The sequence below is a fragment of the Pectobacterium parmentieri genome (genome assembly GCF_001742145.1).
Classification (GTDB): domain Bacteria; phylum Pseudomonadota; class Gammaproteobacteria; order Enterobacterales; family Enterobacteriaceae; genus Pectobacterium; species Pectobacterium parmentieri.
On the sequence record NZ_CP015749.1, the window covers coordinates 3,417,865 to 3,444,031 of the forward strand.

Below are 26,167 nucleotides of genomic sequence, written 5' to 3' on the forward strand. Positions count from 1 at the left end.
AATCAGAATACCCGAACGCCCTGACGCCACACGCGCATCAGCTTCATGTGCGGCGTATGCCGTTTGACGAGCAGCAGGTCGGCTCGCCGTCCTTCTTCAATACAGCCGCGATCGTCAAATTTTAGCGCCTGAGCCGGGTTGCTGCTGACCAGAGCAATCGTGCGTGGCAGATCGTAATCATTACGCTCATCCTCTGCGATCATGAACGCCGCCTCCAACAAACTGGCTGGGTAATAGTCCGAAGACAGGATGTGAAGCACGCCAAGCGTAGCCAGATGATGTGCCGATACATTGCCAGAATGCGAGCCGCCGCAGATGACATTTGGTGCTCCCATCAGTACGTTCATTCCGACACGGTGTGCCTGCTGCGCGGCGATCTCCGTGGTAGGGAATTCGGCAATAGCAACACGGTGCTGGTGGGACTCGGTGATATGTTCCGGTGTCGCATCGTCATGACTGGCTAGCGTGATGCCTTTCTCGTGACAAAGATGGACAACGGCTTCCCGGTTGGGCTGCGACCAGCGGCGCGATCCGGCGAGTTGCTCCTCTTCAAACGCAGCCATTTGTTCATCATTCAGGTGATACTTACCTTTGTAGTACTGATGATATTTCTCCTGAGAAGAAAATTGCCGCTGCCCCGGAGAGTGATCCATTAATGACGCCAGCGCGACCAGTGGAATACCCGCCAGTTGTTCAAAAAGGGGAAATGTATCCTGATGTGGTAGCTCACAGCGCAGATGCAAATAATGATCGGCCCGATTGGTGCCATGCTGCTGGCTGTACAGCACCGCATCCGTCATGCGCCGCAGGTTCTCAAGCCGATGCCCACCATCACGGACATCCCCTACCGCAACGGCATCAAGAACGGTGGTAATCCCGCTGGAGATAATCAACGCATCGTGATTGCGCATCGCCGCTTCAGAAGGCCAGTTAACACCGGGGCGCGGGGTAAAACACTTATCGAGATTATCCGTATGTAGTTCGACAAGCCCCGGCAGGAGCCAGGCCTGTTCACCATCCAGCGCACCAGGATGACGGCTGGGCCTATCGCTGATGTGGTGAATCACGCCGTTGCGCACCTCTAATGAGCCATGAATAATTTCCCGAGAGAGCACCATATTGACGTTATTAATGATCATTTACGTTCTCCTGAGTGCGGGAAGTCATTGTCATCGAGTAAAGGCGATCGGCGACGTGTTGGCGCACTTCATCATCGTGAAAAATTCCAACGACAGCGCATCCTTTACTTTTTGCATCATCGATGAGTTGCGTGACGGCCAGTCGATTTTTGGCATCCAGCGAGGCCGTCGGTTCGTCTAACAGCAGAATCGGATAATCGCCAATAAATCCGCGAGCAATATTGATACGCTGCTGCTCACCACCGGAAAAAGTGGCGGGTGCGAGCGACCAAAGCCGCTCAGGGACGTTCAGATGCGTCAGCAATTCGCCAGCACGAATCTCACTTTCCTGACGCGACATACCGCGTTCCAACAAAGGCTGGATGACCACGTTCAATGTGCTAATACGTGGAATGACACGCAGGAACTGGCTTACCCAGCCCACCGTTTCTCGGCGGATTTCCAGCACATGGCGAGCGTCCGCATTGACGATATCGACCCAACGTTCGCGATGACGGACCCAGATGTGTCCGCCGTCGGGCTGATAGTTGCCGTACAAGGAACGTAGTAGCGTGGATTTCCCACTCCCGGAATGCCCGTGCAGCGCCACACATTCCCCCCCTTTCACAGACAGGCTGATATCGTGGAAAACCGGTAGTTGTGTGCCCTGCTGGTTATATAACACGAACGTTTTATCAACGTTCTCGATGCGCAATTGAGTATCCATCAAGCGTCCTTTTGGCTGGATTTACAAAATGGAAGAAACGAGCAATTGGGTGTAAGGATGGCTAGGATCGTCGAGCACCCTGTCCGTTAACCCCTGCTCGACCACCCGCCCACGCTGCATCACCAGCAGGCGATGTGACAGCAGACGGGCGACGCCGAGATCGTGCGTCACGATGACGACAGAAAGCTGCATCTCCACAACCAGCGTCCTGAGCAGATCGAGCAGCCGCGCCTGAACCGACACATCTAACCCACCGGTCGGTTCATCCATAAATATCAGCCGCGGTGCGGTGACCAAATTGCGTGCAATCTGAAGGCGTTGCTGCATCCCGCCGGAAAAGGTGGTTGGAAGATCGTCCAAACGGTTTTCGGGCAGTTCCACGTTCTCCATCCACTGCACCGCTTTACTGCGGATATCGCCGTAATGCCGATTACCGATGGCCATGAGTCGTTCGCCGATATTGCCTCCCGCCGACACGGTGGGGCGTAACCCTGCCAGCGGATGTTGCCAGACAATCCCCCATTCGGTACGCACCAGCGCTCGCCTTTGCCGTTCGCTAATGTCATAGATCGAGAGCCTCTGCTGCTCGGCGTTGCGGTAGATCACCTCACCTTCTTGCGGTGCCAGACGGGCAGAGATCGCATTCAGCAGCGTCGTCTTCCCCGAGCCGGATTCGCCGACAATCCCTAGCACCTCCCCCGGCCACAGTTGAAACGACACATCGAGAAAACCTTTTTCCGGCGCGTACAGGTGTGTGAGGTGTTGCACATCGAGCAAAGCGGCATCGGATGCGTGATAGTCAGTCGTCATGATGATTCTCCTCCCTGGCTTTGACGCTGCTGGCAATAGTCGGTGTCAGAGCAGACGAACATGCGTGTACCGTCATCATCCATTACCACTTCATCAAGGAAACTGTCGCGCGCACCGCACAGCTCACACGGTTTGTCCCACTGCTGTATGGTGAAAGGGTGATCGTCGAAATCGAGGCTTTCCACCACGGTATACGGTGGAACGGCATAGACCCGCTTTTCTCGCCCGGCACCAAACAGTTGCAGCGCGGGCATCATGTTCATCTTCGGGTTATCGAATTTCGGGATCGGCGAAGGATCCATGACATACCGATAATTGACTTTCACCGGGTAGGCGTAGGTCGTGGCGATGTGCCCAAACCGGGCAATATCTTCATAGAGTTTCACCTGCATGACGCCATATTCTTCCAGCGCATGCATTTTGCACGTCTCGGTTTCGCGCGGTTCAATGAAGCGCAGAGGCTCAGGGATCGGCACCTGAAAGACCAGAATTTGATCTTCCTTAAGCGGCGTTTCAGGAATGCGGTGTCGCGTTTGGATCAGCGTCGCGTCGCTGGTTTTTTCCGTCGTTGGCACATTAGCAACCTTACGGAAAAAAGCACGGATCGATACCGCATTGGTCGTATCATCGGAACCCTGATCGATCACTTTGAGCGTATCGTCCGGCCCGATAATACTGGCGGTGATTTGAATGCCGCCAGTGCCCCAGCCGTAGGGCATGGGCATTTCCCTACTGCCAAACGGCACCTGATGACCGGGGATGGCAATCGCTTTCAGGATAGCGCGCCGTATCATGCCCTTCGTGCTTTCATCCAGATAGGCGTAGTTATATTCCGTTTCTGAATCGCTGCATTCCGTTTCTGGCGGGCTATCTTTCTGGTGGGAGGTCGCTGTCTGATTCATCACTCTTTTCTCCTTGGCGTGGCAGCGAGGTGTTCCTCACGCAGTCGTTTTAATAGCTCCAGCTCTGACTGGAAATCGACGTAATGCGGGAGCTTCAGATGTGAGACAAAACCCGCAGCCTCGACATTGTCGGCATGAGAGAGGACGAATTCCTCATCCTGAGCCGGGCCGCGCACCTCTTCTTGATAGTCAGCGGCCTGAAGTGCGCGATCGGCTAATGCCACCGTGATGGCCTTACGTTCCGAGCGACCGAATGCCAGCCCGTAACCACGGGTAAAATGGGGTGCGTCGTCGGCAGGTTTAACAAACCCGTTCACGGTTTCGCACTCGGTGAGCAGGATCTCCCCGATATCGATGGCAAACCCCACCTCTTCGGCGACGATACTGACGGTGATGTATCCCGTGCGGATCTCTCCAACAAACGGATGATTACGCCCATAGCCGCGCTGGGTTGAATACCCCAGTGATAAAAGGAACCCCTCATCACCGCGAAACAGTTGCTGGAGACGCGCCGCACGCGTGCCGGGGTAACTTGGGGGATCCATTGTGATATCTGGTGGATCGCTATCGTCGCTGATATTCCGTTCAGGGACGAGGTGTTGTTGAGAAAGAAACTGAAACGCATGGGGAATGTGTTCACGAGTTTCTTCATCCTCATCAACAGCGCCAGGTTGCGGAGCGACGGGATCCTCACCGTCAGCAAGCAGAGAGAAATCCAGCAGGCGATGGGTATAATCATAGGTTGGGCCCAGTAACTGCCCACCTGGTAAATCTTTGAAAATGGCCGAAACACGGCGTTCAAGGCGCATGTTGGGCGTGTTAAGCGGCTGACTGATCCCCCAGCGTGGCAGCGTGGAACGGTAGGCTCGTAAAAGAAAGATACTTTCCACCAGATCGCCACTGGCCTGCTTGATGGCCAGCGCGGCGAGTTGGCGGTCATAAATATTGCCCTCAGTCATGACACGATCGACGGCTAAATTAAGCTGCTGTTCTATTTGTGAACAGTCTAGTTCTGGTATATCCGTACACCCGCGGCGGCGACAGAATTGTAACTGGTGGGCAGCCTCAATGGCCTTTTCCCCACCTTTGACGGCAACATACATTAGCATTCCTCCACGTGGGTACTTCTGGGGATTGCAAAGAGCTTTTTCCCAGAGGTAAAGAGAAAATCCAACCCTGTCGGGAAGGCATGGGGACGGTTGCACAGGTAGTGCCGAATACTACCGGGCAGACGGGGAGAAATAATGCGATGCGTCTTGATGCCCGGCCCGGTCAGCTTCAAACACGGCCCGTCGTGCATACCTTCGACTTCTAAAATAATGGTGGTGGATTTTTCTGGTTCGACTTCGCTGCCGCAGGAGAGCGCCATCAGGTCATAAGAAAAACGGTTTCCACTCAACAGCACAAAATAAGCCTCTTCAAACACCGTAGTGATCGGCACATTCGTATGCAGGCACAGCGTGCGCAGCAGCAGTGGATTACCGATCTTGGGATCGATAAACAGCGGTGTGGTGTGGCTGGTCAGCGTAAGCAGCGTAGCGGCCGTTGCAGACGACATGGCTTCCAGACCAGAAACATTGGGAACCGTAACCAGAGAACCCGGCTCACTCATTGCTTTCACGATTTTGCGAAAGCAGAGCTGTGTGCCAAATACGGGGTGGGCGAAGCCCGTCATCGTTGTCATGACAAATCATTCTCCCCTGACCAAAGTAAAGAAATTCACCCGACTGGCAGCCACTTCCTGCTGTTGCTGTTCCCGGTGAACACGCTGTTGGTCTGCTAACGGAGTGATGATTCGCTCCCATATTTCATGGAAATAGGATCGGGTTTGCAGGAGCGCATCGATCCAGGCGCAGAGCTCGGCATGTGGCTTGTTTCTGCCCGCAATATAGCTGTAGCCGCACGTCCCATCCTCCAGTTGTACCGCCGCGCGGGTCACCGTCATGTCACCCACAATAAAACGCGGCCCATCAACTTCCATTCTCCCCTGCAACTGGATCAAACCAATCTGCGTCGGGCGCAAGAGCTGGTAGTGCGCGGAAAAGTGCAGCGTGTCCCAGTGCGCTTCCAGCTCAGCAGGGTCGCTATGAGCGAGAATAGACATCCAACGTTGTCGCTGTGTTAACTCAGGCATCTAATCCCTCCCCGTCAGCAAGGTACGTGAAAGATAAGAAAAGCAGGCAGTTTGATCCTGAGGATCGGCCGAGAGATCGGCCGTGTTTTGATAGCGCTGGCGCGCCGTATCGAAGAATTCGCTGTGGATCGCAGAGCGCTGGAAAAGCGTATTGGCCAGGTCGAGATCTTTCAGACGGATGGATAAAGGAACCGACACAGTTTCACGCGGGTTCAGGTAGCGATCCAGCATGACCTCCATGTAGGTCGAGCGTCCGCGCCCCAGCGTTAGCGCATTTGCCAGCACATCCGGGGCGATATCATGGGCCTCCGCCAGCAATAGCGCTTCCGCCGCCACCAGCAGATGCACCGCCTCACAATAGTTATTAATCACCTTCATGGTCTGCGCACTGTGGTTACTCGCCATCAGTACATAGCGATCTGACAGGCTGGTGATGACATCGTTAATCGCGTTGGCAAAGCCATCAGCATAAGGCCCTACCCAAGCGGCAAGTTTGCCCTGCCGCGCACCTTCTGGGCCCCCCGAGACGGGGCACTCCACATAATGCGCACCGTGCTGGTGAAAAAAGGTTTCCATCCAGCGGCTCTCTTCCGGCCCTATCGTGCTGATATTGAGTAACAGAGGGCGATAGCGGGTCAGTTTCTGTCTGACCTCCTCCGCCTGAAAAACCTCACGTATCGCCTCCGCATCCTTCAGGCAGATAAGCACAACTTGTTTTTCCTGCGTGAACAGTTGATGCAGTTCAGGGACAGCTTGTGCGCCTTCGGCGGCAACCTCGTTCGCTTTACAGTGAGTCCGGTTGAACACGCTGAGCGAAAAATGGCGCTGTAATAGTCTGAGCGAGATAGCTTTTCCTAATACACCAACGCCAACTAAAGAAACAGAATGAGTCATATCGGCAATCCTTGTCGCTAAGGGACGGGCCATCAAGAAGCCTGAGAGGGGGTATTAAGAAACTGCATAAATGCATCGCGGTTTTGCGCAGGGGAGGTCGCTGGTCGCCCCAGATCGTTGCGATGACCCACTCGGCATCGCACCTCAATGAATTGACTACTTTGTGCCTGCAGTGCCTGTTGCAGCGCAGTCTGTAAGGCTTCTTGCGTTTCGACGTAGTACGTTTTTCCATAACCGCTGGCTGCAGCGATGGGTGCCAGCGGCAAGCGAGAGGCCGCCGTAGGCTGTCCTCCCACAGAGTCATGCGCGCCGTTGTTGATGACGATATGTATCAGGTTGTTGGCCTGGGCGGTGTTCGTCAGCCCGCCCATGTGCATCAACAACGCCCCATCGCCATCCAGACAAACGACTTTTCTCTGTGGCTGCGCGTCGCACAGGCCCAGTGCGATCTGGCTGGCAAGCCCCATGCCCCCGACGGTCAGAAAATCTCGCTGGTGCCCTTCACCACGCTGTTCGCGTAATTCATAAAGCTCACGCGACAGCATGCCCGTGGTACTGACAATGGGGAGAGTGGACGGCAACTCGTTCAGGCATGCAGCGACAATGGCTTCTCGCCGCATCAGCACCTGCTCAGCGGCTGGATGGTCAGGCGTGGCTGCCGAGGAAAAGGTATTTTTTCTCACCACCAGCGCCACAGGACGGTGTTCATCATGCGCACGCTGGAGCAAAGCCTGAATATCATCCCACAGAGGGGGATTATGGCTATCCAGCACAATATGCGGAATATCCAACACATTGAGTTGAGGCAATGTGACTCGCCCCTGCATAACATGCTGCGGCTCATCATGCAGTTGCTTACCGCTGGCATCGACTTCGCCACGCCAGCCGATAATCAGCAATAGCGGAATACCATACACATCCGGCGTAGCCAGGGAGCAAAGGGGGTTGATCGCATTGCCTAACCCTGAATTTTGCATATAGACCACGGGTAGCGTTCGCGTCGACAGGTAATGCCCAATCGCCATCCCCATTGCGCAACCTTCATTACTCGCGATACGGTGCGCGAGCCCGCCGTTATTACTTCCGATCGCCAGACAAAACGCTTTTAATAATGAATCAGGGACGCCACTGAAAAAATGCACGCCGCGTTGAACCAGAAACTCGATAAGCTTATTAGGGTCAATCATAATAAACCTTCCCTTAGCATCATCTTGTCGCTCAATGTTGTCATTAACAACAATGATGACGCCTTGATTTTATCATTATATGGTGTGGATAATTTGGGGCACCGCACTGGCGTTAAATAATAACAACACGCCTACCACGCCAATGAATAGCGTGATGAAAATAATTATACTGACGCCCCAAAATATTTCGCTATCGCGTGCCGGGTATAAGATCCAGAATATCTTTTATCGACATGCATTGATCCTCAACTTCCAGCGTTCGACCATGCTTGAGGATTTCTGGTAAAATTGATTTCATCGCAGGATAAGCCGCACGTAACATATGGTTTGCGTAAATAACAATATTGAATCCACCATCAATCAGTTGATCGAAAGTAATATCGTTAAAACTGGTAGGAACACAAACCAAAGGTAAATGTGGATAATGATCGCGGAATTGTTTAGCGAAAGCTAAAATCTCAGAAGGGTTCTTATGCCGACTGTGGATCATAATGCCATCGGCACCGGCATCAGCATAATGTAAGGCACGGTTTATCGCATCTTCCATACCGACGTCCAGAATCAGGCTCTCAATACGCGCGATTAACATAAACTCGGGCGTCAGTTGTGCTTTTTTTGCAGTCGTAATTTTTTCGCAAAAATCCGCTACAGAAGCCTGCGTTTGCTTTACATCATTACCAAATAAAGAGTTCTTTTTCAGGCCGGTTTTATCTTCGATAATCATGGCGGAAATACCCAGATTTTCGGCGGCACGGATCCGGTGGGATAAATGTTCAGTTTGCCCGCCAGTATCACCGTCAAAAATTAATGGGCGGGTAGTAACATCAAATATTTCCGTAATCGCTTGAAAACGATGACTGATGTCTACTAACTCCGTATCGGGTTTTCCACGCAAAGTGGAATCGGTGAGTGAGCTAGACCAAAACGCATCAAATTGATAATGAATATCGCCATCTTCATAAGCAGCTTGCTCGATTAATAAAGCAGAAAGCGGACTGTGAGCCTCCATCACACGAATGCCTTTTTGCTGCTGCAATAATTCACGGAGTGCACTACGACGTGAGCCTGGCGTACACCCCTTATATGAATCCGTTGGGGCATGATGAGGTAAAATGATAGACATGGTTATCTCCTATGTACCATAGAGTTGGGGTAAACTTTCCCTAGCAAACCAAGTGCAACAATCAAAAGACCACGCGACTTTATATTTATTTCGATTAAATATACCAACGGAGCAATTCTATTCATTGGAAAAAACACTGCAATAGGGGTAAAAATTTTTCGTTTATTTTTTCACTTTGTCTACCTTATTGAAATAGCATCAATTTAAACGATAAAGAAACTCTAAAAACAGAACATTAATAACAATAACCATTTTTATTCATGTTAAAAAACTAAAAAAAATCTTTTTTATGGTTTTTTAGTTCAATAAATATCTGAAATGGAGATGGCAATAAAAAAACCTATTGCTATGAGCATTTATCGTTGAACATATAATTCGCCAATAAATAATTATCATGAAAAGATAAAAGTCTCTATACCCTAAAATTTTGATTTATTTTTACGATAGCAGCACGAGCGACGCTCAATATGTACCATTAACCCTCCTATCCTCATTCCCACGATCCCGCTCCTAATCACACCATGTTAAACAGTGGTTTACATTTATGTAAAAATCGATGTCCACACACCAGTTTATTGGTATAACGGTAATCATTATCAAGCAGATACAACACGTTAATCTCCCCATATCCTGCCCACACATGCTTCTAAGGAAGAAAGATGTTGTCGGCGTAATGACTCAACAACAGCCTAAGAATTTACTCTATGACATCAATCTCTGAATCACTCACCGCATTGGTGAAATCCCGCGCGCAGTTGCGTGAGATGTTCGCAACGCATCAATTCGATACGCTTGATACCCTGTTGGAACAAGAGCACCAGATTTGGCTGGATGGCCCGAACCTGCCTTATACCTATAACTGGCACATGAATTCGATCTTTGACCCAGCGGTATCACACGCTGATATTCTGTCGCACTTGCAAGCCTGGGTTGCTGCACGTCCTGAGAGCTATCACGCCCATCATCTCACCGGGCAGTACTGGGAAAATGCCGCCGCACGAATTCGTACCTCAAATGGCGGACAATATGTCGAAGACGATCGCTGGATGGGGGCCGAACTGGCTCGCGATCTGGGCGTTGCCGCCTACCTGCGTGCCAGCGCGTTACATCAGCGACCTGCCCTGACCTTTTCCCGCCTGTTTCGTTTGACCTGCTATTTAGGTGAACCGCAGTGGCTAGGCGTATTACTGCAAGGTGGTGATCCCCTGACCTACGCACAGCGTCAGGCGCAGGTTGAACCCGAACTTTGGGAAGCGGGTCTGCAACACTTGCGTAATGAAGGGGAACAAGCGCTTGTTGAACTTCCTGTTGCTCTGCCTACCCCGCTGCCAGCCAGAAAGACGCACGAATGGGAAGAGCCTATGCACTACTGGCTGCGGGTCACCTTAGCGACTCGTCCACAGGACGTAGCCATTCGTAAAGAGTGCGTTTACTTCCTATACCCACGCTGGGGTGGCAGTCATGAGATAATGGCACAATTTATTGATGGGCCACTGTGTGAAGCACTGACAGAATCCGAACGTAACAGCCTGCGTGTTACCCAATGTTGGGACTATATCGGCTATGACTCACTGCTGCCTGATGCTCAGGACACAGAAAGCGTGGCGTACTGCCGAAAAACCTTCGACAGGTTGCTGGCGCTTGAGCTTGATGTGGATGAACGGGCAAAGGTGCTCCGTAAATATGCCAGTTTCCTCAGCCACTATGCGCGAACCGAAGAAGGCGATGAAATTCACTGGAATAAGGTTGATATGCAGAAGGCCTATGACCTGATGGTTGAAGCGTGGCAGGTTGATCACCCTGAATCACACCCTGATGAGGGCGCGCTCGATACCTTAATTAGCTGTGTGAATTTTGCCAGTATTGAAGACCGTTTCAATTTGATGCCAAAATTTTTGGAACGCTGTCAGGCGTGGGCAGATTCGGCGTATGAAACCACCATCGCCGCGATCGCTAGCAAATTTGGTTTCTATGGCATCGCTCAGGGTCAATTCGATAGTGACGCCTTACTTGCACGTTGCAGCACTCTCGAATCCGATGTCAATTTTGGCCAAGCCGCTGCTAACCTGTTCGAGTCGGTTTCTGAGGAAGCGGGCGTCTTTCTGTTGCACGAAGCCGCGAGCTGGGGAGAAGCCTCTTCAATGGCGACGCTCTCCGATTTATATTCCGGTCATTTATCCCGTCGTAACGGGCGCGATCCCTCTCCTTATGAAGATCGAGACAACGCGAAATACTGGCAGGAAAAAGCCGCAGATGCTGGCAATGAAATTTGCCAATACAACATTGCCTATGGCCTGGTAAGAGATAATGAGACGCTGACACCAGAGCAATACCTGCGCGCACGTGAACTGATGCTCGGTGTCCTGCACCGTCCTAACGTGGGAAGAATAGTCTGGACACGTGCAGCAAGGGAATTGAGTTCACTGTTGTTGTTTAGCGATATTGTAGAAGATCAGCAATTCTGTCTGGATGCGGTCCTGCCGGAATTATGGAACGACGAAGATGATGCCAACCGCGACTATGCGGCAGGTTACTACGCGCATGCTTTCCGCAACGGTGCAGGCGTAGCCCAAAATAGCTATCTGGCCAAAGTGTGGATCGATCGCGCATTGGAAATCACCCCCGATAGCCAGTACAACCACGACCGTGCGAACGAAATTTATCAACGGAGCGGTATGCTGGGCGGCGTCCGAGCGAAGATGGGCTTCAACCGCGATAAAGCGCGTATTGACGCACGTGGACGTGCTATCACGTTTGGTGATAACGCCGATCGGGAACACCAGTAAGTTGCGCCCTGCGCCTCTTTTCCTTCCCATCGAGGTGGAATAACATCGCTATCATGTCGTAGGGCAGCCCGCTGCCCTCATCATCAAGCCTTTCATCGTAATCGCAGTGATGCACAAAGATATGAACAGGAATTGTTCAACGACGCTTTATTGATGTTGTCAGTTTGACCCATTCTGTACCATGATATCTTCCAAAATCAGTACCGCTAATGAAGTGAAATTCAGAAAGTTTCTTTACCTTTTCTGACGTGGCACACACCTCAACAAATTAAGGCAGGTCAGTGTGAATAGTTTCAATAACTCAGCACTTCGTCGCGCTTTTACGCCGCTGGCATTTTGTCTATTGGCGTTTAGCGCTCATGCCCAAACGAGCGACCCACTCCTGGCAATGCCTTCTCATGATAATCAAACCGCTGCGCCCGCAGACAATCAGGCGCGTGGGATCCTCATCGCCGTCGATCAGGCCACGCTGTCCAGTGATTTGGCTGGGCGTATTGTAGAAATACCGTTTCGAGAAGGGGAATCCTTCAAGAAAGGCGATCTGTTAGTGCGGTTTGACTGTTCGATTTATCAGGCCCAATTGGCCGCAGCCTCTGCTGCCACGCGAGCTGCAGAAGCGGAACTGAGCCAAAATCAGCAACTGGCACAGATGAAATCGGTAGGGAGACACGCGGTATCGTTATCCGCAGCGCACTTTGCACAGGCTCAGGCAGAAAGCCAGGTCTATCAAATCCAGGTCAATCGTTGCCGACTTCTGGCCCCGTTCGATGGACAAGTAGTAAAACGCCGCTCCCAAACATACGAAAGCGTCGGCATTGGCGCACCGGTTCTGGATATCGTCAATAATCGCCATCTGGAGATCAACCTGCTGGTGCCATCACGGCTATTGTCGGTACTAAAACCCGGATTAACCTTTACCTTCACTCCCGATGAAACCGGCAAACCGTTACAAGCCAAAGTCACACGGCTTGGCGCACGTATTGATGAGAGCAGCCAAACCCTTGGCCTGACGGGTACGCTAGCCCACACGGACGATACGTTGATGGCTGGGATGAGCGGTACAGCACAGTTCTCGGAGGTGCGGTGAATACTCCGGCAACCACTGCCAGTGCCGCCGCTTTTGCCCGCTTCCTTGACGTTGAGCGGCAAGCGCGAGCAGCAAAAAGTACCGAAGAATTGGCCTATTGCATCGTCAACGACAGCCAGCCGCTGTTCGGTTTTCGCCATGCCGCGTTGATCATCAATGGCCGGGTACGCGCAGTCACCGGCGTCACCCAACCCGCGCCCCATGCGCCCTTTGTGGCGTTTATCGAACGTGCCTGCACCCAGTTGTCATCCGCCGATGAGAAAGCATTGGCCCAATGCACAGTGATTGAAGCCTCACAGCTTGATGAACAAAGCCGTAAAGATTGGCTGGCGCTGTCTGCCCCCGAGGCTCTGTGGTCCCCCCTCAACGATCGTCAGGGGAAACCCTTCGGTGCTATTTGGTATGCGCGAGAACAGCCATGGCAAAGTACCGATCAGGTGTTGGCGGAGCAACTCAGCGGTGCTTTTAGCCACGCCTGGCTGGCACTCGAACCGCAAACGACCCGCTGGCGGCGACGACAGACTCGATGGAAAATCGCCGTACCTGCGCTGCTACTGATCGCTTGTCTGTTTATTCCGGTGCGTCAGTCTGTATTGGCACCCGCCGAAGTTATTCCTCATCAGGGCCGTGTCGTCGCCGCCCCACTGGACGGTGTGATCCAATCCTTCACGGTGTTACCGAACCAGAGTGTACGCCAAGGGGAGGTGTTGGTTCGCTTTGACAGTACAACCCTGAAAGCTCAGGCAGATGTAGCCGAACGAGCATTGAATGTCGCCGAAGCGGAGCACCGAGCGAGTTCTCAACGCGCGTTTCAAGATGCGGATTCCAAAGCTCGGCTCGACTTTCTTGCCGCTCAGGTGGCACAAAAACGAGCAGAACGCGATTACGCCAATGCTTTGCTGAGCCGCGCAGAAATCCGTGCCGAACGAGATGGTATTGCGGTGTTCGCCGATGCCACGCGCTGGATGGGTAAGCCAGTACGCACCGGCGAACGTTTGATGGAGTTGGCAGACCCCGCTCTCACCGCATTACGCATTGAGTTGGACGTAGGCGACGCCATCCAGTTGCAGCAAGAGGCACCCATCACACTGTTTCTGGACAGCGACCCGCTGACACCGCACGCCGCATTGTTAGAACGTATCGCCTATGAGTCGGAACAGACACCAGCCGGCAATCTGGCCTACCGTCTGGATGCACGCTTCACTGACACACCGCCACGTATCGGCCTGCGCGGCACGGCAAAAATTTCCGGCGACTATGTTCCCCTTGCCGTTTATCTATTCCGTCGACCGCTGGCAGTGATCCGTCAGGCGATTGGGTTATGAATCCGCACCTGCCTCCCCTGCGCGCCGATCTTCAATTGGTAGAATCGGCTCCGGGCATCAACGGAGCCCCGCAGTGGGTGCTGTCCGATCCGATAACCGGGCGTTATTTTACCCTGACTCCCTCGGCTATCCGCCTGCTGCGTCATTGGCCATTGCGCCAGCCGCAGCAAATACTGGACGCCGCCAACAAGGAGCCCGGCCTGCCGCTGCGAGTGAAAGAATTGGAGCAACTGCTACAGTTCCTACGCCAGCACGATCTGGTCGCGGCAAGCGACCCAGAACAACGTCAGCGCTATCTGGGCAAAGCTCAGGCGATGCGCACCAGCTTGTGGAAAAGCGTGCTGCATCAGTATCTGTTTTTCCGTATTCCTCTGTGGCGACCCGATCCGGTACTCAACCGCTGCTGGCCGTGGCTACAGCGCTATGGTGCGCCCTTTCTGGTCTGGATCTTTCCATTAATCCTGCTGCTGGGTTTATTTTTAGTCAGTCGAGACTGGGTACGTTACACCCATTCATTTCCACACCTCTTCAGCCTGTCCGGTATGGCTGTGTTCGGTGTCTCTCTGGTGTTCGCCAAATTTATCCATGAGCTAGGCCATGCCTTTATGGCGAAACGAGCGGGCTGTCGTGTGCAAAGTATGGGCGTTGCCTTTATCGTGTTATTTCCCTTGTTTTACACTGACACTACCGACGCCTGGAAACTGAAGGATCGTCAGGCACGTTTGCTGATCGGCGCGGGCGGCATTCTGGCCGAACTGATGTTGGCGGTTATTGCGCTATTGGCCTGGACATTACTGCCAGATGGCCCGGCACGAACAGCCGCTTTTATGCTTTCCAGCGCGACGTGGCTGACCACATTAGTCGTAAACCTTAATCCTTTGATGCGCTTCGATGGCTACTTTTTACTTAGCGATTTCTGGCGCGTAGAAAATCTGCAAGAACGTGCCTATGCGCTCTGCCGCTGGCGGTTGCGGGAAAGTCTGTTCGGTCATGGTCACCCAGCGCCGGAAAACCTTTCCCCATCCCTGCAACGCAAGCTGCTGGTGTGGGGCTATGCCTCCTGGATATGGCGCTTTTTCCTGTTCTTTGGCATCGCGCTGGTGGTTTACCACTTTTTTATCAAGGTGATCGGCATTGGTTTAATGCTGGTTGAGATCGTTTGGTTTATCGCGCTACCGATAGCCAAAGAAGCCTATGCCTGGTGGTCCATGCGCAAATCAATACACCCCATCGCTTTTTTACGCAGCGCCCTGCTGTGCCTGATCCTGTCATTTATTTTGCTTTATCCATGGGGGGGGAGTATCCACATCCCTGCCGTATTGGAAGCGGAAAAGGTCAGTACCCTCTACAGTCCAGTACCCGCACAGGTTAACCGGCTACACGTAACCGATGGTCAACAGGTGGATGCGGGGGACATTCTGCTGGAACTGACGTCGGTCGATCTGGATTATCGTCTCGATATTGAACGTCAGCGTATCGCCCAATTACAACAGCAGCGGCAGCGTGGAGCGGCACGGCAGGAAACCGCCAGTGAAATTCAGGTCATGGATCGGCAGTTAGCTGAAGCGCTAGCACGCTATCGAGGGTTGGCAGCACAGCGTCAACGCTTAACGATTCGGGCACCGCAAACGGGCGTGGTACGCGATCTGGCACGTGACCTGACAACAGGACGCTGGCTAACGGCAGATACCCCCCTACTACGAGTGGTGGACCCCGCTCAGGGTCGGGTGGTTGGCTATATCCCCGAGGAATCACTCCGGCGCACTCAAGAGGGCATGCTGGGCGTCTTCCTTGCCGACGATCCCGCTTTCCCACGTCTTGACGTCACGCTTCATGACATCGCCCCCACAGGCAGCGCTTACCTGCAACAAGAAATGCTCGCGTCCGATCGCCACGGCCCGATTGCCGTGCGACGCGATAACGAACGTAATCCGCAGCCGGTGCAAGCACAATACCGCGTGCAGTTTACCCTGCCCCCTCAAGCGCCGTTACCACAACAGCCTCTGCGCGGTAGCGTCGTCGTCGCGGGAGAGAAAGAATCACTACTGGGAGCCACCTGGCGCCGCGTCGCCGCCTTAGGTATCCGCGAAAGTGGTTTTTGATCGATCTTAGTCCCCCCTGCGGGCAGTACCTCGCCTTTAAGCCCGCAGCCAACCTATTTCCCCTCATCAGCCTATTTACTGTGAAGCGGTATTTTTCAAAATATTGCTATTTTTTTCTGCCGGTAACCAACAAAAAGTCGCGCTTAAGCTATGGTTCATAAGTGACTAAAAAACAAGTCAATATGATAACAACAAAATAATAAGACAGCTAATCAACGCGCTCTTTACCCGAGTAAAACCAACAAAAAAACAGTCATTCTATCAAGGGGATTCATGATGAAGTTAACTAAACGATTCTATGCCAAGTCTGCCCTTGCGGCATCGTTGGCCGTTATGATGTTTCATGCAGAAGACGCCTCCGCCTGTGCAGGCGATGAACCCTATATCGGCTCGGTATGTTATATGGTCACCAGTTACTGTCCGAGCGGTTATCTACCTGCTGCGGGACAATCACTCTCGATCAACACTTATCAGGCACTCTATTCGTTGATCGGCAATTTATGGGGCGGCTCGCAGCAAACCGGCAATTTTACGTTGCCCGACCTGCGCGGTAGAAGCCTCGTTGGCTCAGGGCAAGGTACGGGGCTCAGCCTGATAACACGCGGCCAATCGCTGGGTGCCGAAACCGCCACTCTAGCGGCAAGCAATATCGCACCTCACACCCATCCCACCACGCAATCACTCACCAACACCTTTAATGTGCTAGTGCCTGCCACCACAGGCAATCTCAATGTTACGGCCGCGCTACCGCTCGCCGCTGCTACGCCCGCTACGGGCGGTGCCACGCCGACGGCAGGTGCAAACTTCCTGACGGCGATCAGTGCCACCGTACCGGTCGGTGCAGCAACTCAGAATGCCAGCTTTAAAGGGCCGTATCAGGCAGCCAAACCGGGCAGCGGATCGACGTTGCCCGCCGATGTGACCGTGACGGGCGTAGCCAGCTTACCGTCGTTCACCGTCAAAGTGCCGGAAACCGTGGTGGGTAATAATACCGGGGGGGGAATGCCATTCTCGGTGCGCGATCCCGCGATGGGGTTGACCGCCTGTATTGCCGTGCAAGGTCTCTACCCAATCAATCCAAACTAGTCGGGTTTTGACATTCCGATTTTTGAAATATTAAGCGTGCCGGGTATTTTCCCGGCACTTTCTTTATTCAGTAATTTAGATATTAATATCATTGAGTTAATGATTGAGTATCGTAAGACAATTTCACCATTAGAAATGCGAATCCTATAAACAAAAAAAATCAATAGAGATTCATCTTACTTTTCGGAAATTTATATTCACAAGTTTTAATATTTCACTTAAATTTACATTAAGACAACAGAACAATCATGTGGCAATCATTTGCTTTACATTTAGTGCTACATGGCGTTTTTACGTCTCCCTACCACATCGATTAGGTTGTTATGTAATAACAATGATTACTGGGAGTACAGGCTATGCAATGGCGCCATTTCTTATCTTCATGCAGTAAACGCGATCGTACCAGTAGCGACACGGTGACAGATTTATCGACACCGCTAGGGTACGCCCTTGAAGCACGCATGATGTTTGATGGCGCCGTCGCCGCCACCGTGAATCAAGCCGATGCCGGGCAAACCGCCAGCGATGCGGCACACAACACCGCCTCAGCAACAACCAATGACACCCAAAAAGATCAATCCAGTGCTCAAACCGACCACCGCACAGGGCAGGACGCAACGGATACCCAGGATGCAACCAGCGACATCGCGGTTGCTGGGGATACTGCCCGCAAAGAAGTGGTGTTTATCGATACCTCATTAACCGATTACCAAACGCTGGTCGACAACGTACCTACCGGTATCGAGGTGGTATTGCTGGATGGCAGCAAAGATGGCCTAAGCCAACTGGCAGAGTGGGCAAAAAACCACAGCGGTTATGATGCAATTCATGTACTTAGCCACGGTGGTGAGGGCGAACTGCAATTGGGTTCGTTAACGCTGGACAGCAAGACCGCCGACGCACGTGCCGCTGATTTAGCCACGCTGGGCGCAGCGCTGACGGAATCAGGAGATTTACTGTTGTACGGCTGTGAAGTCGCGCAAAGCTCCGGGCAGAGCTTCGTTTCTCTGCTGGCACAAATCACGGGGGCCGATATCGCGGCCTCTAACGATACCACGGGTCTGGGTGGAGATTGGGATCTTGAAATACAGACTGGGGTGATTGAAGCCGCAGCGCTACAAATAGACAGTTACCAGCATGCCTTGCACGTCAGCAACACTGAGGTAACACTGTGGATCGATGGTATAGATTATAGCACCAACCCAGTGGGGCCAGGCAGCGAAGTATTCCTAGATTTAAGGGATGAGGCCAGTTCCGAATGGTACATTGATATTGACCCGGTCACCTCGACCATCACCATGACCATACGTAACGGTCAAGGGCCGTATGTGGGGCTTGAGTCGTTCGACTTGGTGTTCAATAACCTCACTAACGGCACATTACTCGCCATCACTTCGATCACCAAGGATAACAGCGTAACCACCAGTGAGGCGAAGCTTTCAGCCAGCGTTATCGGCACCGACAAAACCATCACCTTCCATGTCGACAACGACGGTACAAAAGGCGATGGGGTTTTAGTGTGGCACTTCACGTCGACCAATCTTGGCGGTAGCAGTGATACCCTACCAAGCGTCAGCGGTAGCGGCACCAATCCGACCTACACCGAAAACGGCACCGACGTCGGCTTATTTACCAACGTAATCGCTAATACCAACGACAATGGACAAACCTTTACCGGTGCCACCTTTACCGTAACCAACGTAACAGACAGCACCGAATACCTGAACATCAATGGCTTCAAGGTATCGCTGATCAATGGCAATAGCGTCTCACTCGGCAGCGGCTACGGTTCGGCCAGTGTCTCCCTCAGCGCTGGCACGGCAAGCATCAGCCTAAGCGGAGCGATATTAAGCAATGCCGATATGGGCACCTTGCTATCTGGCATGACCTACGGCAACAGCAGCGAGAATCCCCATACCACCGCACGGGTCGTGACCCTGACTCAGGTCACCGATTCTGGTGCCAGCAACAACAGCTACAGCCCCGGCAATATCGCCAGCACCGTCACCGTGGTTGCCGTCAACGATGCACCAACGGATTTGGCGCTTTCCAACACGACATTCGGCCAGTCTCTGGGCAGCAACGGTATTATCGGGACGTTATCGGCAACCGACGCAGACTCCACCACATTTACCTACAGCCTGGTGAGTGGTGTCGGCAGTACTGATAATGCGCTATTTACCCTCAGCGGCAGCACGCTGAGAGCGGTTAATGCCGCCACCATGGCAGCCGGAACCTATTCCGTGCGTATCCAGGTCTCCGACGGGCAAGCGACCTATGAGAAGGTCGTCACCCTAACGGTGGCCGACGATATCGCGCCTACATTTGACGCGACACCGACGATCACCGCACCGACAGTGAGCGGTTTTACCCTTAATACTGACCTCAACGAGCGGGGCACCATCTATTATGTTGTGCTCTCCGATGGCGCCAGTGCACCGAGCGTCACTCAGGTCATTAACGGGCAGAACGCCTCAGGTAGCCTGGCACTCGCTTTCGGCAGTCAGTTAGCCGGCAGCGCGCCCTACAGTCAATCCCTGACCCTGACGGGTTTAGCCGCCGCCACCGCCTATGATGTGTATGTGGTCGCCAGAGACAGCGCCGGTAATGCCACCGTCAGCGTCGTCAAGCTTGATGTCACGACCGCCGCAAGCAGCACCGCACCAACCCTGTCCGCCACGGGCAGCAATCCGGTATTTATTGGCGGTATGGCGGGTGCTGTCGATCTGTTCAGCGGCGTCAGCGCCGACACGCGGGACAGCGGGCAGACCTTTAACGCACTGACTCTGACCGTGTCCAACGTCAGCGACAGCGGTGAATTTATCAGCGTGGCGGGCAACACCATCAGCCTGGCGAGCAATGGCAGCGGCACACTGACCGGCATCGGCAGTTATACGGTAACGCGCGTCGGCAATACTGTGACGCTACAGTTGAGCGGGATGACCGCCAGCAACACGCAATTTGCCGGTCTGGTGGATGGCTTACGCTACGGCAATAGCAACAGCAGCGTTACGGCGGCCACACGGGATGTGTCCTTAACCGCCGTCAGCGATAGCGGGACCAGTAACAACACCACGTCGCTAAGCCTTACGTCGTCAGTGAATGTATTAGCCAGCAACAGCGCGCTGTATGTTACCTCTGGAGACGATACCGGCGCTGATGCGTCTTTCGGCAATAGCTTACAAGACGATCTCAATGATGGCGGCGGGCTCAGCCTGCGCGAAGCGTTGCATTGGGCCAACCAGACCCCCGGCATCGATCGTATCGTATTTCAGACCGACGTGACGCTGAGCAGCTCCATTTTGTCACCCACCGAGACCCTGCTTATCGACGGTCAGAGTTTCACCCTGAACGGTGGCGGTTATTCTGGCTTTCAGATCACCAGTTCGTCGCTGACGTTCGCCATCCAGAACCTAACCCTGACCCATTTCACCACCATCAACAACCTGTACTCGGGTGGTGTGCTGGGGATCAATGCTGGCGCATTAGATATCAACTTCAGGTTGTACAACGTTGATATTACGGGGAACACCGACGATGGCTGGGGCAATGGCATGATTGACCTGAGCCATATTCAACAGGGCGCCTACATCTTCGATCTCGATCAGGTCAATATCCATGATAATACCCAGTTGGGCGGCACGAATGAAGAAGGCGTGATCAAGTTGTTCGTGTCCGGCACCCAGCAAACCGTCTCGCTGTCACTCACCAATTCAGCCATCTACAACAATAATGGTGCCAATGCGGCCAATGGGTCGATTGGCGTGGCAGGTCTCTACTTGGCGTCAAACGGCAGCACCAACGCCCCCAACACCCATGTCACCTTGATGAACACCACCATCACCGGTCAGGATGCCGGTATTGAGTTTCACTTCATCAACCATGCCTCTAGCTGGGCTGCCAGTGTGCGCAACTCGATTATATCGGGCAATACTGTCGATATTGTCATCCATAACGACACCACCACTAACGGTTCCTATACCCTAAATGGCGGTAATAACCTGATCGGCAGTAACGTTAATCTCGTGTCATCATCAGATCCTCGTCTGGCTACTACAGCCAGCAATGCCATTAATCAGGGTGACCGTTTCTCTGTTACCGGCAATGGTGATGCGCGGGGCCTGGATCGTGTGCGACAAGGGGCTGTCGACATCGGTGCTTACGAATCACAGTTTACTTCGGGTGTGAGTCCACAAGTGGACCTGAACGGTGCAGGCTCTGGCAGTGACTATAGCGCTACCGTCTCTACCGGTCTGAGTACAGGCGTGCCTATAACCGATATGCTGGCAACGCTGTCACAAACTGATGGCGATACTCGTCTGTGGACACTGACGCTCGCGCTGTCTGGCAACACCGATGGCAGTAACGAATATATGACGCTATCGCAGCAGGCTCTGTTGGCAGCTCATGCAGCAGGCATCAACGTCTCCGGGGATGGCAGCCAAACCCTGACTCTCACTGGCGGCGCTACGTCAGAAGCCTTCCAGACCGCACTACGCGCTATCGTGTATGTCAATGTGGCCACGACCCCTAGCGGCGGTGCACGTACCATTTCGGTTACCGCCAATGACGATGCCAGCCGCAGCGCGACCTCGACGTTGACGGTGGTCGTTGGCAATCCCCCTGTGGTTGCCGCACCGATCCCCGCACAAAATATCGCCCAGAATGACGGCCTGAGTTTCACCGTACCGGCAGGCACCTTCACCGATCCGGATGTCGGTGATACATTGACCCTCAGCGCCACGCTGGCAGATGGTTCGCCGCTGCCAGGCTGGATCACCTTTAATCCGGTCACCGGCACCTTCTCCGGTACGCCGGGTAACGCCGATGTCGGTAGCCTGTCTATCCGCGTCACCGCTACCGACGGCAGCAACGCCTCGGTATATACGGATTTCAGCCTGACCGTCACCAACGTTAACGACGCGCCGGTGGTGGCGACGCCGATACCGGCACAAAGCGTGGCACAAGATGACAGCCTGAACTTCACCGTACCGGTAGGTACCTTCACCGATCCGGATGTCGGCGATACCCTGACCCTCAGCGCCACGCTGGCCGATGGTTCACCGCTGCCGAACTGGATTACCTTTAATCCGGCCACGGGCGCCTTCTCCGGCACGCCAGGCAATGCAGATGTCGGTACCCTGAGCATTAAGGTCACCGCCAACGATGGCGATGCGTCCGTCAGCACCACGTTTAGTTTGACGGTCACCAACGTCAACGACGCTCCGGTGGTCGCGACGCCGATACCGGCGCAAAGTGTGGCACAGGATGGCAGTCTGAGCTTCACCGTACCCGCAGGCACCTTCACGGATCCGGATGGCGATACTCTCTCTCTGAGCGCCACGCTGGCCAACGGTTCACCGCTGCCAAGCTGGCTCACCTTTAATTCGGCCACCGGCACCTTCTCCGGCACACCGGGCAATGCAGATGTCGGCACCCTAAGCATTAAGGTCATCGCCAACGATAGTGGGGCATCGATCAGCACCACCTTTAGCCTAACCGTCACCAACGCCAACGACGCTCCGGTGGTCGCGACGCCGATACCGGCGCAAAGTGTGGCACAAGATGGCAGTCTGAATTTCATCATTCCCGCGGGTACTTTCACCGATCCGGATGGCGATACCCTGACCCTGAGCGCCACGCTAGCTAACGGCTCCCCGTTGCCAAGCTGGCTCACCTTTAACACAGCCACTGGCACCTTCTCCGGCACACCGGTTAATGCGGATGTTGGTAGCCTGTCTATCCGCATCACCGCCACCGATGGCAGCAACGCCTCGGTATATACGGATTTCAGCCTGACCGTCACCAACGTCAACGATGTGCCAGTGGTTGGCACACCGATACCGGCACAGAGTATCGCGCAGGATGGTAGCCTGAATTTCACCGTTCCCGCTGGCACGTTTATCGATCCCGATGGCGACACTCTGACCCTGAGCGCCACGCTGGCTAACGGCTCACCGCTACCGGGCTGGATTACCTTTAATCCGACTACTGGCACCTTCTCCGGCACGCCAGGCAATGGCGATATCGGCAATCTGAGCATTAAGGTCACCGCCAACGATGGTGATGCCTCGATCAGTACCACCTTCAGTCTGACAGTTACGCCAGCGAACCAGGCTCCCGTAGTATCCACACCAATCCCGCCGCAAAGTGTAGTGCAGGATGGCGGCTTCAACTTTACCGTGCCTGCGGGCACCTTCAGCGATCCCGATGGCGACACTCTGACCCTGAGTGCCACGCTGGCAGACGGTTCACCGCTGCCAAGCTGGATCACCTTTAATCCGGCCACTGGCACCTTCTCCGGTACACCGGGCAACGCCGATGTCGGTAATCTGAGCATCCGCGTCACCGCCACCGACGGCAGTAATACCTCAATTAGCACCAGTTTTGGCCTGACGGTGACCAACGTTAATGATGCGCCAGTGGTTGGCACACCGATACCGGCACAGAGTATCGCGCAGGATGGTAGCCTGAATTTCACCGTTCCCGCTGGCACGTTTATCGATCCCGATGGCGATACCCTGACACTGAGCGCCACGCTGGCAGACGGTTCACCGCTGCCAAGCTGGATCACCTTTAATCCGGCCACTGGCACCTTCTCCGGCACACCGGGCAACGCCGATGTCGGTAATCTGAGCATCCGCGTCACCGCCACCGACGGCAGCAGCGCGGCGGCACATACGGATTTCGGCCTGACCGTCACCAACGTCAACGATGTGCCAGTGGTTGGCACACCGATACCGGCACAGAGTATCGCGCAGGATGGTAGCCTGAATTTCACTGTTCCCGCTGGCACGTTTATCGATCCCGATGGCGACACTCTGACCCTGAGCGCCACGCTGGCAGACGGTTCACCGCTGCCAAGCTGGATCACCTTTAATCCGGCCACTGGTACCTTCTCCGGCACGCCGGGCAATGGTGATGTAGGCAACCTGACGATCAAAGTCACCGCCAACGACGGTGATGCCTCGGTCAGCACCACCTTTAGCCTGACGGTCACTAACGTTAACGATGCTCCAGTGGTTGGCACCCCAATCCCACCACAAAGCGTGGCGCAGGATGGTGGCTTTAACTTCACCGTACCGGCAGGCACCTTTACCGATCCGGATGGCGATACCCTGACGCTCAGTGCCACCCTCGCTGACGGGTCACCGCTGCCGAGCTGGCTGCACTTCGATCCCACCATCGGCACCTTCTCCGGCACGCCGGGCAATGGTGATGTCGGTATGCTGGTGATCCGAGTAACGGCCACCGACGGCAGCAATACGTCCATCAGCACCAGCTTTGGTCTGACAGTCACTAACATCAACGATGCCCCAGTGGTTGGCACCCCAATCCCACCACAAAGCGTGGCGCAGGATGGTGGCTTTAACTTTACCGTACCCGCAGGCACCTTTACCGATCCGGATGGCGATACCCTGACGCTCAGTGCCACCCTTGCCAACGGGTCACCGCTGCCGAGCTGGCTGCACTTCGATCCCACCATCGGCACCTTCTCCGGCACGCCGGGCAATGGTGATGTCGGTATGCTGGTGATCAGGGTAACGGCCACCGACGGCAGCAATACGTCCATCAGCACCAGCTTTGGTCTGACAGTCACTAACGTTAATGAAGCTCCTGTGGTATCCACCCCTATTCCACCGCAAAGCGTGGCGCAGGATGGTGGCTTTAACTTTACCGTACCCGCAGGCACCTTTACCGATCCGGATGGCGATACCCTGACGCTCAGTGCCACCCTCGCCAACGGGTCACCGCTGCCGAGTTGGCTGCACTTCGATCCCACCATCGGCACCTTCTCCGGTACGCCGGGCAATGGCGATATCGGTACGTTGGTGATCAGGGTAACGGCCACCGACGGCAGCAATACGTCCATCAGCACCAGCTTTGGTCTGACAGTCACTAACGTTAACGATGCGCCAGTGGTGTCCACCCCGATCCCGCCGCAAAGCGTGGCGCAGGATGGTGGCTTTAACTTTACCGTACCCGCAGGCACCTTTACCGATCCGGATGGCGATACCCTGACGCTCAGTGCCACCCTCGCCAACGGGTCACCGCTGCCGAGCTGGCTGCGCTTCGATCCCACCATCGGCACCTTCTCCGGTACGCCGGGCAATGGCGATATCGGTACGTTGGTGATCAGAGTAACGGCCACCGACGGCAGCAATACGTCCATTAGCACCAGCTTTGGTCTGACGGTGACGCGCAGCATTGTAGGCAGCGATCCGCAGTTCAAAGCCAACGACGGTATTGGCCGGACGCCGTCATCAAGCGATGCGCGCCAGTTGTCTACGCAGGATGCCACAACGGCACCGCCGACGTTGAATGGCCTGATTACCAACCCGTCGCTCGGCAGTTTCACCGTGGGTAACGACGGTGCACCAATGTCAGTGATGTCTGCCATTTTCGCTACCGGACGCCAGAACACAGAGGGAGGCACCATACCGGTCAGCCAGGTTGCGGGCACTTTCGGACGCGGAGTCGCCAGCGGCATTGGCATTAACTTCGACAGCACCCTAGGCTCCTTCCCCAGCTTTAGTAAAGATCCCGCACTAGGCGGCACCTCATCGCTGGCTAGCGCATTCTCGGGGATCTATCTGCCTTCACTGATGCCAATGGAGGTCTTCTCCGGCGGTAGTTGGAAGAACATTCCGATCGATAGCGCGGGCAGCACAACGAATAGCACCGATGACGGCACTGGGCGTTCCGTGGCATTTATGCCCTCGCTGCATCAGCAATTACAACAGATAGGTGACTCGGAACTGCAACGTCTGGCAGCCATTGAGCAAGCATTGCAGGAAAGTGGTCAGCAGCAAGGATAACCCTGTGCGACAACGCAGCAACTGGCGATACGCAAGACGATCGCAAGCACAGCCATCACAAGAATAA

Annotated in this window: 16 protein-coding genes; 6 read left to right on the forward strand and 10 right to left on the reverse strand. The window is 54.1% G+C overall.

The genetic code is table 11. The features are described from left to right. Window positions 1-2: 2 nt before the first annotated feature. The 10 genes from phnM to aepX form a co-directional block, all read right to left on the reverse strand. Window positions 3-1,139, reverse strand: a complete 1,137-nt coding sequence (phnM, locus tag A8F97_RS15495) for an alpha-D-ribose 1-methylphosphonate 5-triphosphate diphosphatase (protein WP_033070864.1) — start codon at window positions 1,137-1,139, stop codon at window positions 3-5. Next, complete coding sequence (gene phnL, locus A8F97_RS15500) at window positions 1,129-1,845, reverse strand: phosphonate C-P lyase system protein PhnL (protein WP_012822343.1); 717 nt, start codon at window positions 1,843-1,845, stop codon at window positions 1,129-1,131. The genes phnM and phnL overlap by 11 nt, the downstream gene beginning before the upstream one ends. Window positions 1,846-1,866: 21 nt before the next feature. Continuing rightward, complete coding sequence (gene phnK / locus A8F97_RS15505; RefSeq protein WP_033070863.1) at window positions 1,867-2,655, reverse strand: phosphonate C-P lyase system protein PhnK; 789 nt, start codon at window positions 2,653-2,655, stop codon at window positions 1,867-1,869. Continuing rightward, window positions 2,652-3,449 (reverse strand): alpha-D-ribose 1-methylphosphonate 5-phosphate C-P-lyase PhnJ, encoded by a 798-nt coding sequence (locus A8F97_RS15510; RefSeq protein ID WP_230856852.1) that lies wholly within the window; start codon window positions 3,447-3,449, stop codon window positions 2,652-2,654. The genes phnK and A8F97_RS15510 overlap by 4 nt, the downstream gene beginning before the upstream one ends. Before the next feature lie 107 nt (window positions 3,450-3,556). Next, the gene (locus A8F97_RS15515) at window positions 3,557-4,660 is read right to left on the reverse strand and encodes a carbon-phosphorus lyase complex subunit (protein ID WP_014698689.1); all 1,104 of its coding nucleotides are present in this window, start codon (window positions 4,658-4,660) and stop codon (window positions 3,557-3,559) included. Beyond that, complete coding sequence (gene phnH / locus A8F97_RS15520; protein WP_033070862.1) at window positions 4,660-5,241, reverse strand: phosphonate C-P lyase system protein PhnH; 582 nt, start codon at window positions 5,239-5,241, stop codon at window positions 4,660-4,662. Before phnH ends, A8F97_RS15515 begins: the two co-directional genes overlap by 1 nt. 6 nt (window positions 5,242-5,247) lie before the next feature. Further along, window positions 5,248-5,691, reverse strand: a complete 444-nt coding sequence (gene phnG / locus A8F97_RS15525; RefSeq protein ID WP_012822338.1) for a phosphonate C-P lyase system protein PhnG — start codon at window positions 5,689-5,691, stop codon at window positions 5,248-5,250. Further along, window positions 5,692-6,585, reverse strand: a complete 894-nt coding sequence (locus A8F97_RS15530) for an NAD(P)-dependent oxidoreductase (RefSeq protein ID WP_012822337.1) — start codon at window positions 6,583-6,585, stop codon at window positions 5,692-5,694. It lies immediately after the preceding gene. A 32-nt stretch (window positions 6,586-6,617) separates the two neighbouring features. Next, window positions 6,618-7,772, reverse strand: coding sequence for a phosphonopyruvate decarboxylase (gene aepY, locus A8F97_RS15535; protein ID WP_050512606.1), 1,155 nt, complete (start codon window positions 7,770-7,772; stop codon window positions 6,618-6,620). Window positions 7,773-7,962: 190 nt separating this feature from the next. Next, entirely contained in the window at window positions 7,963-8,895 is a 933-nt protein-coding gene (gene aepX / locus A8F97_RS15540; protein WP_012822335.1) for a phosphoenolpyruvate mutase, read from the reverse strand. A 704-nt stretch (window positions 8,896-9,599) separates the two neighbouring features. Here aepX and A8F97_RS15545 point away from each other — a divergent pair. From A8F97_RS15545 to A8F97_RS15570, 6 genes are all read left to right on the forward strand, one after another. Beyond that, on the forward strand, window positions 9,600-11,681 hold the full coding sequence (locus A8F97_RS15545) for a DUF4034 domain-containing protein (RefSeq protein ID WP_033070861.1): 2,082 nt from the start codon (window positions 9,600-9,602) through the stop codon (window positions 11,679-11,681). 283 nt (window positions 11,682-11,964) lie between these two features. Then, on the forward strand, window positions 11,965-12,768 hold the full coding sequence (locus A8F97_RS15550; RefSeq protein WP_014698686.1) for an efflux RND transporter periplasmic adaptor subunit: 804 nt from the start codon (window positions 11,965-11,967) through the stop codon (window positions 12,766-12,768). Next, window positions 12,765-14,093, forward strand: a complete 1,329-nt coding sequence (locus tag A8F97_RS15555; RefSeq protein WP_033070860.1) for an efflux RND transporter periplasmic adaptor subunit — start codon at window positions 12,765-12,767, stop codon at window positions 14,091-14,093. The genes A8F97_RS15550 and A8F97_RS15555 overlap by 4 nt, the downstream gene beginning before the upstream one ends. Then, window positions 14,090-16,195 (forward strand): site-2 protease family protein, encoded by a 2,106-nt coding sequence (locus A8F97_RS15560; protein WP_014698684.1) that lies wholly within the window; start codon window positions 14,090-14,092, stop codon window positions 16,193-16,195. The genes A8F97_RS15555 and A8F97_RS15560 overlap by 4 nt, the downstream gene beginning before the upstream one ends. A gap of 273 nt (window positions 16,196-16,468) precedes the next feature. Then, complete coding sequence (locus A8F97_RS15565; protein WP_012822329.1) at window positions 16,469-17,281, forward strand: phage tail protein; 813 nt, start codon at window positions 16,469-16,471, stop codon at window positions 17,279-17,281. 356 nt (window positions 17,282-17,637) lie between these two features. Continuing rightward, entirely contained in the window at window positions 17,638-26,100 is an 8,463-nt protein-coding gene (locus A8F97_RS15570; protein WP_069704181.1) for a putative Ig domain-containing protein, read from the forward strand. The last annotated feature ends 67 nt before the right edge of the window (window positions 26,101-26,167 follow it).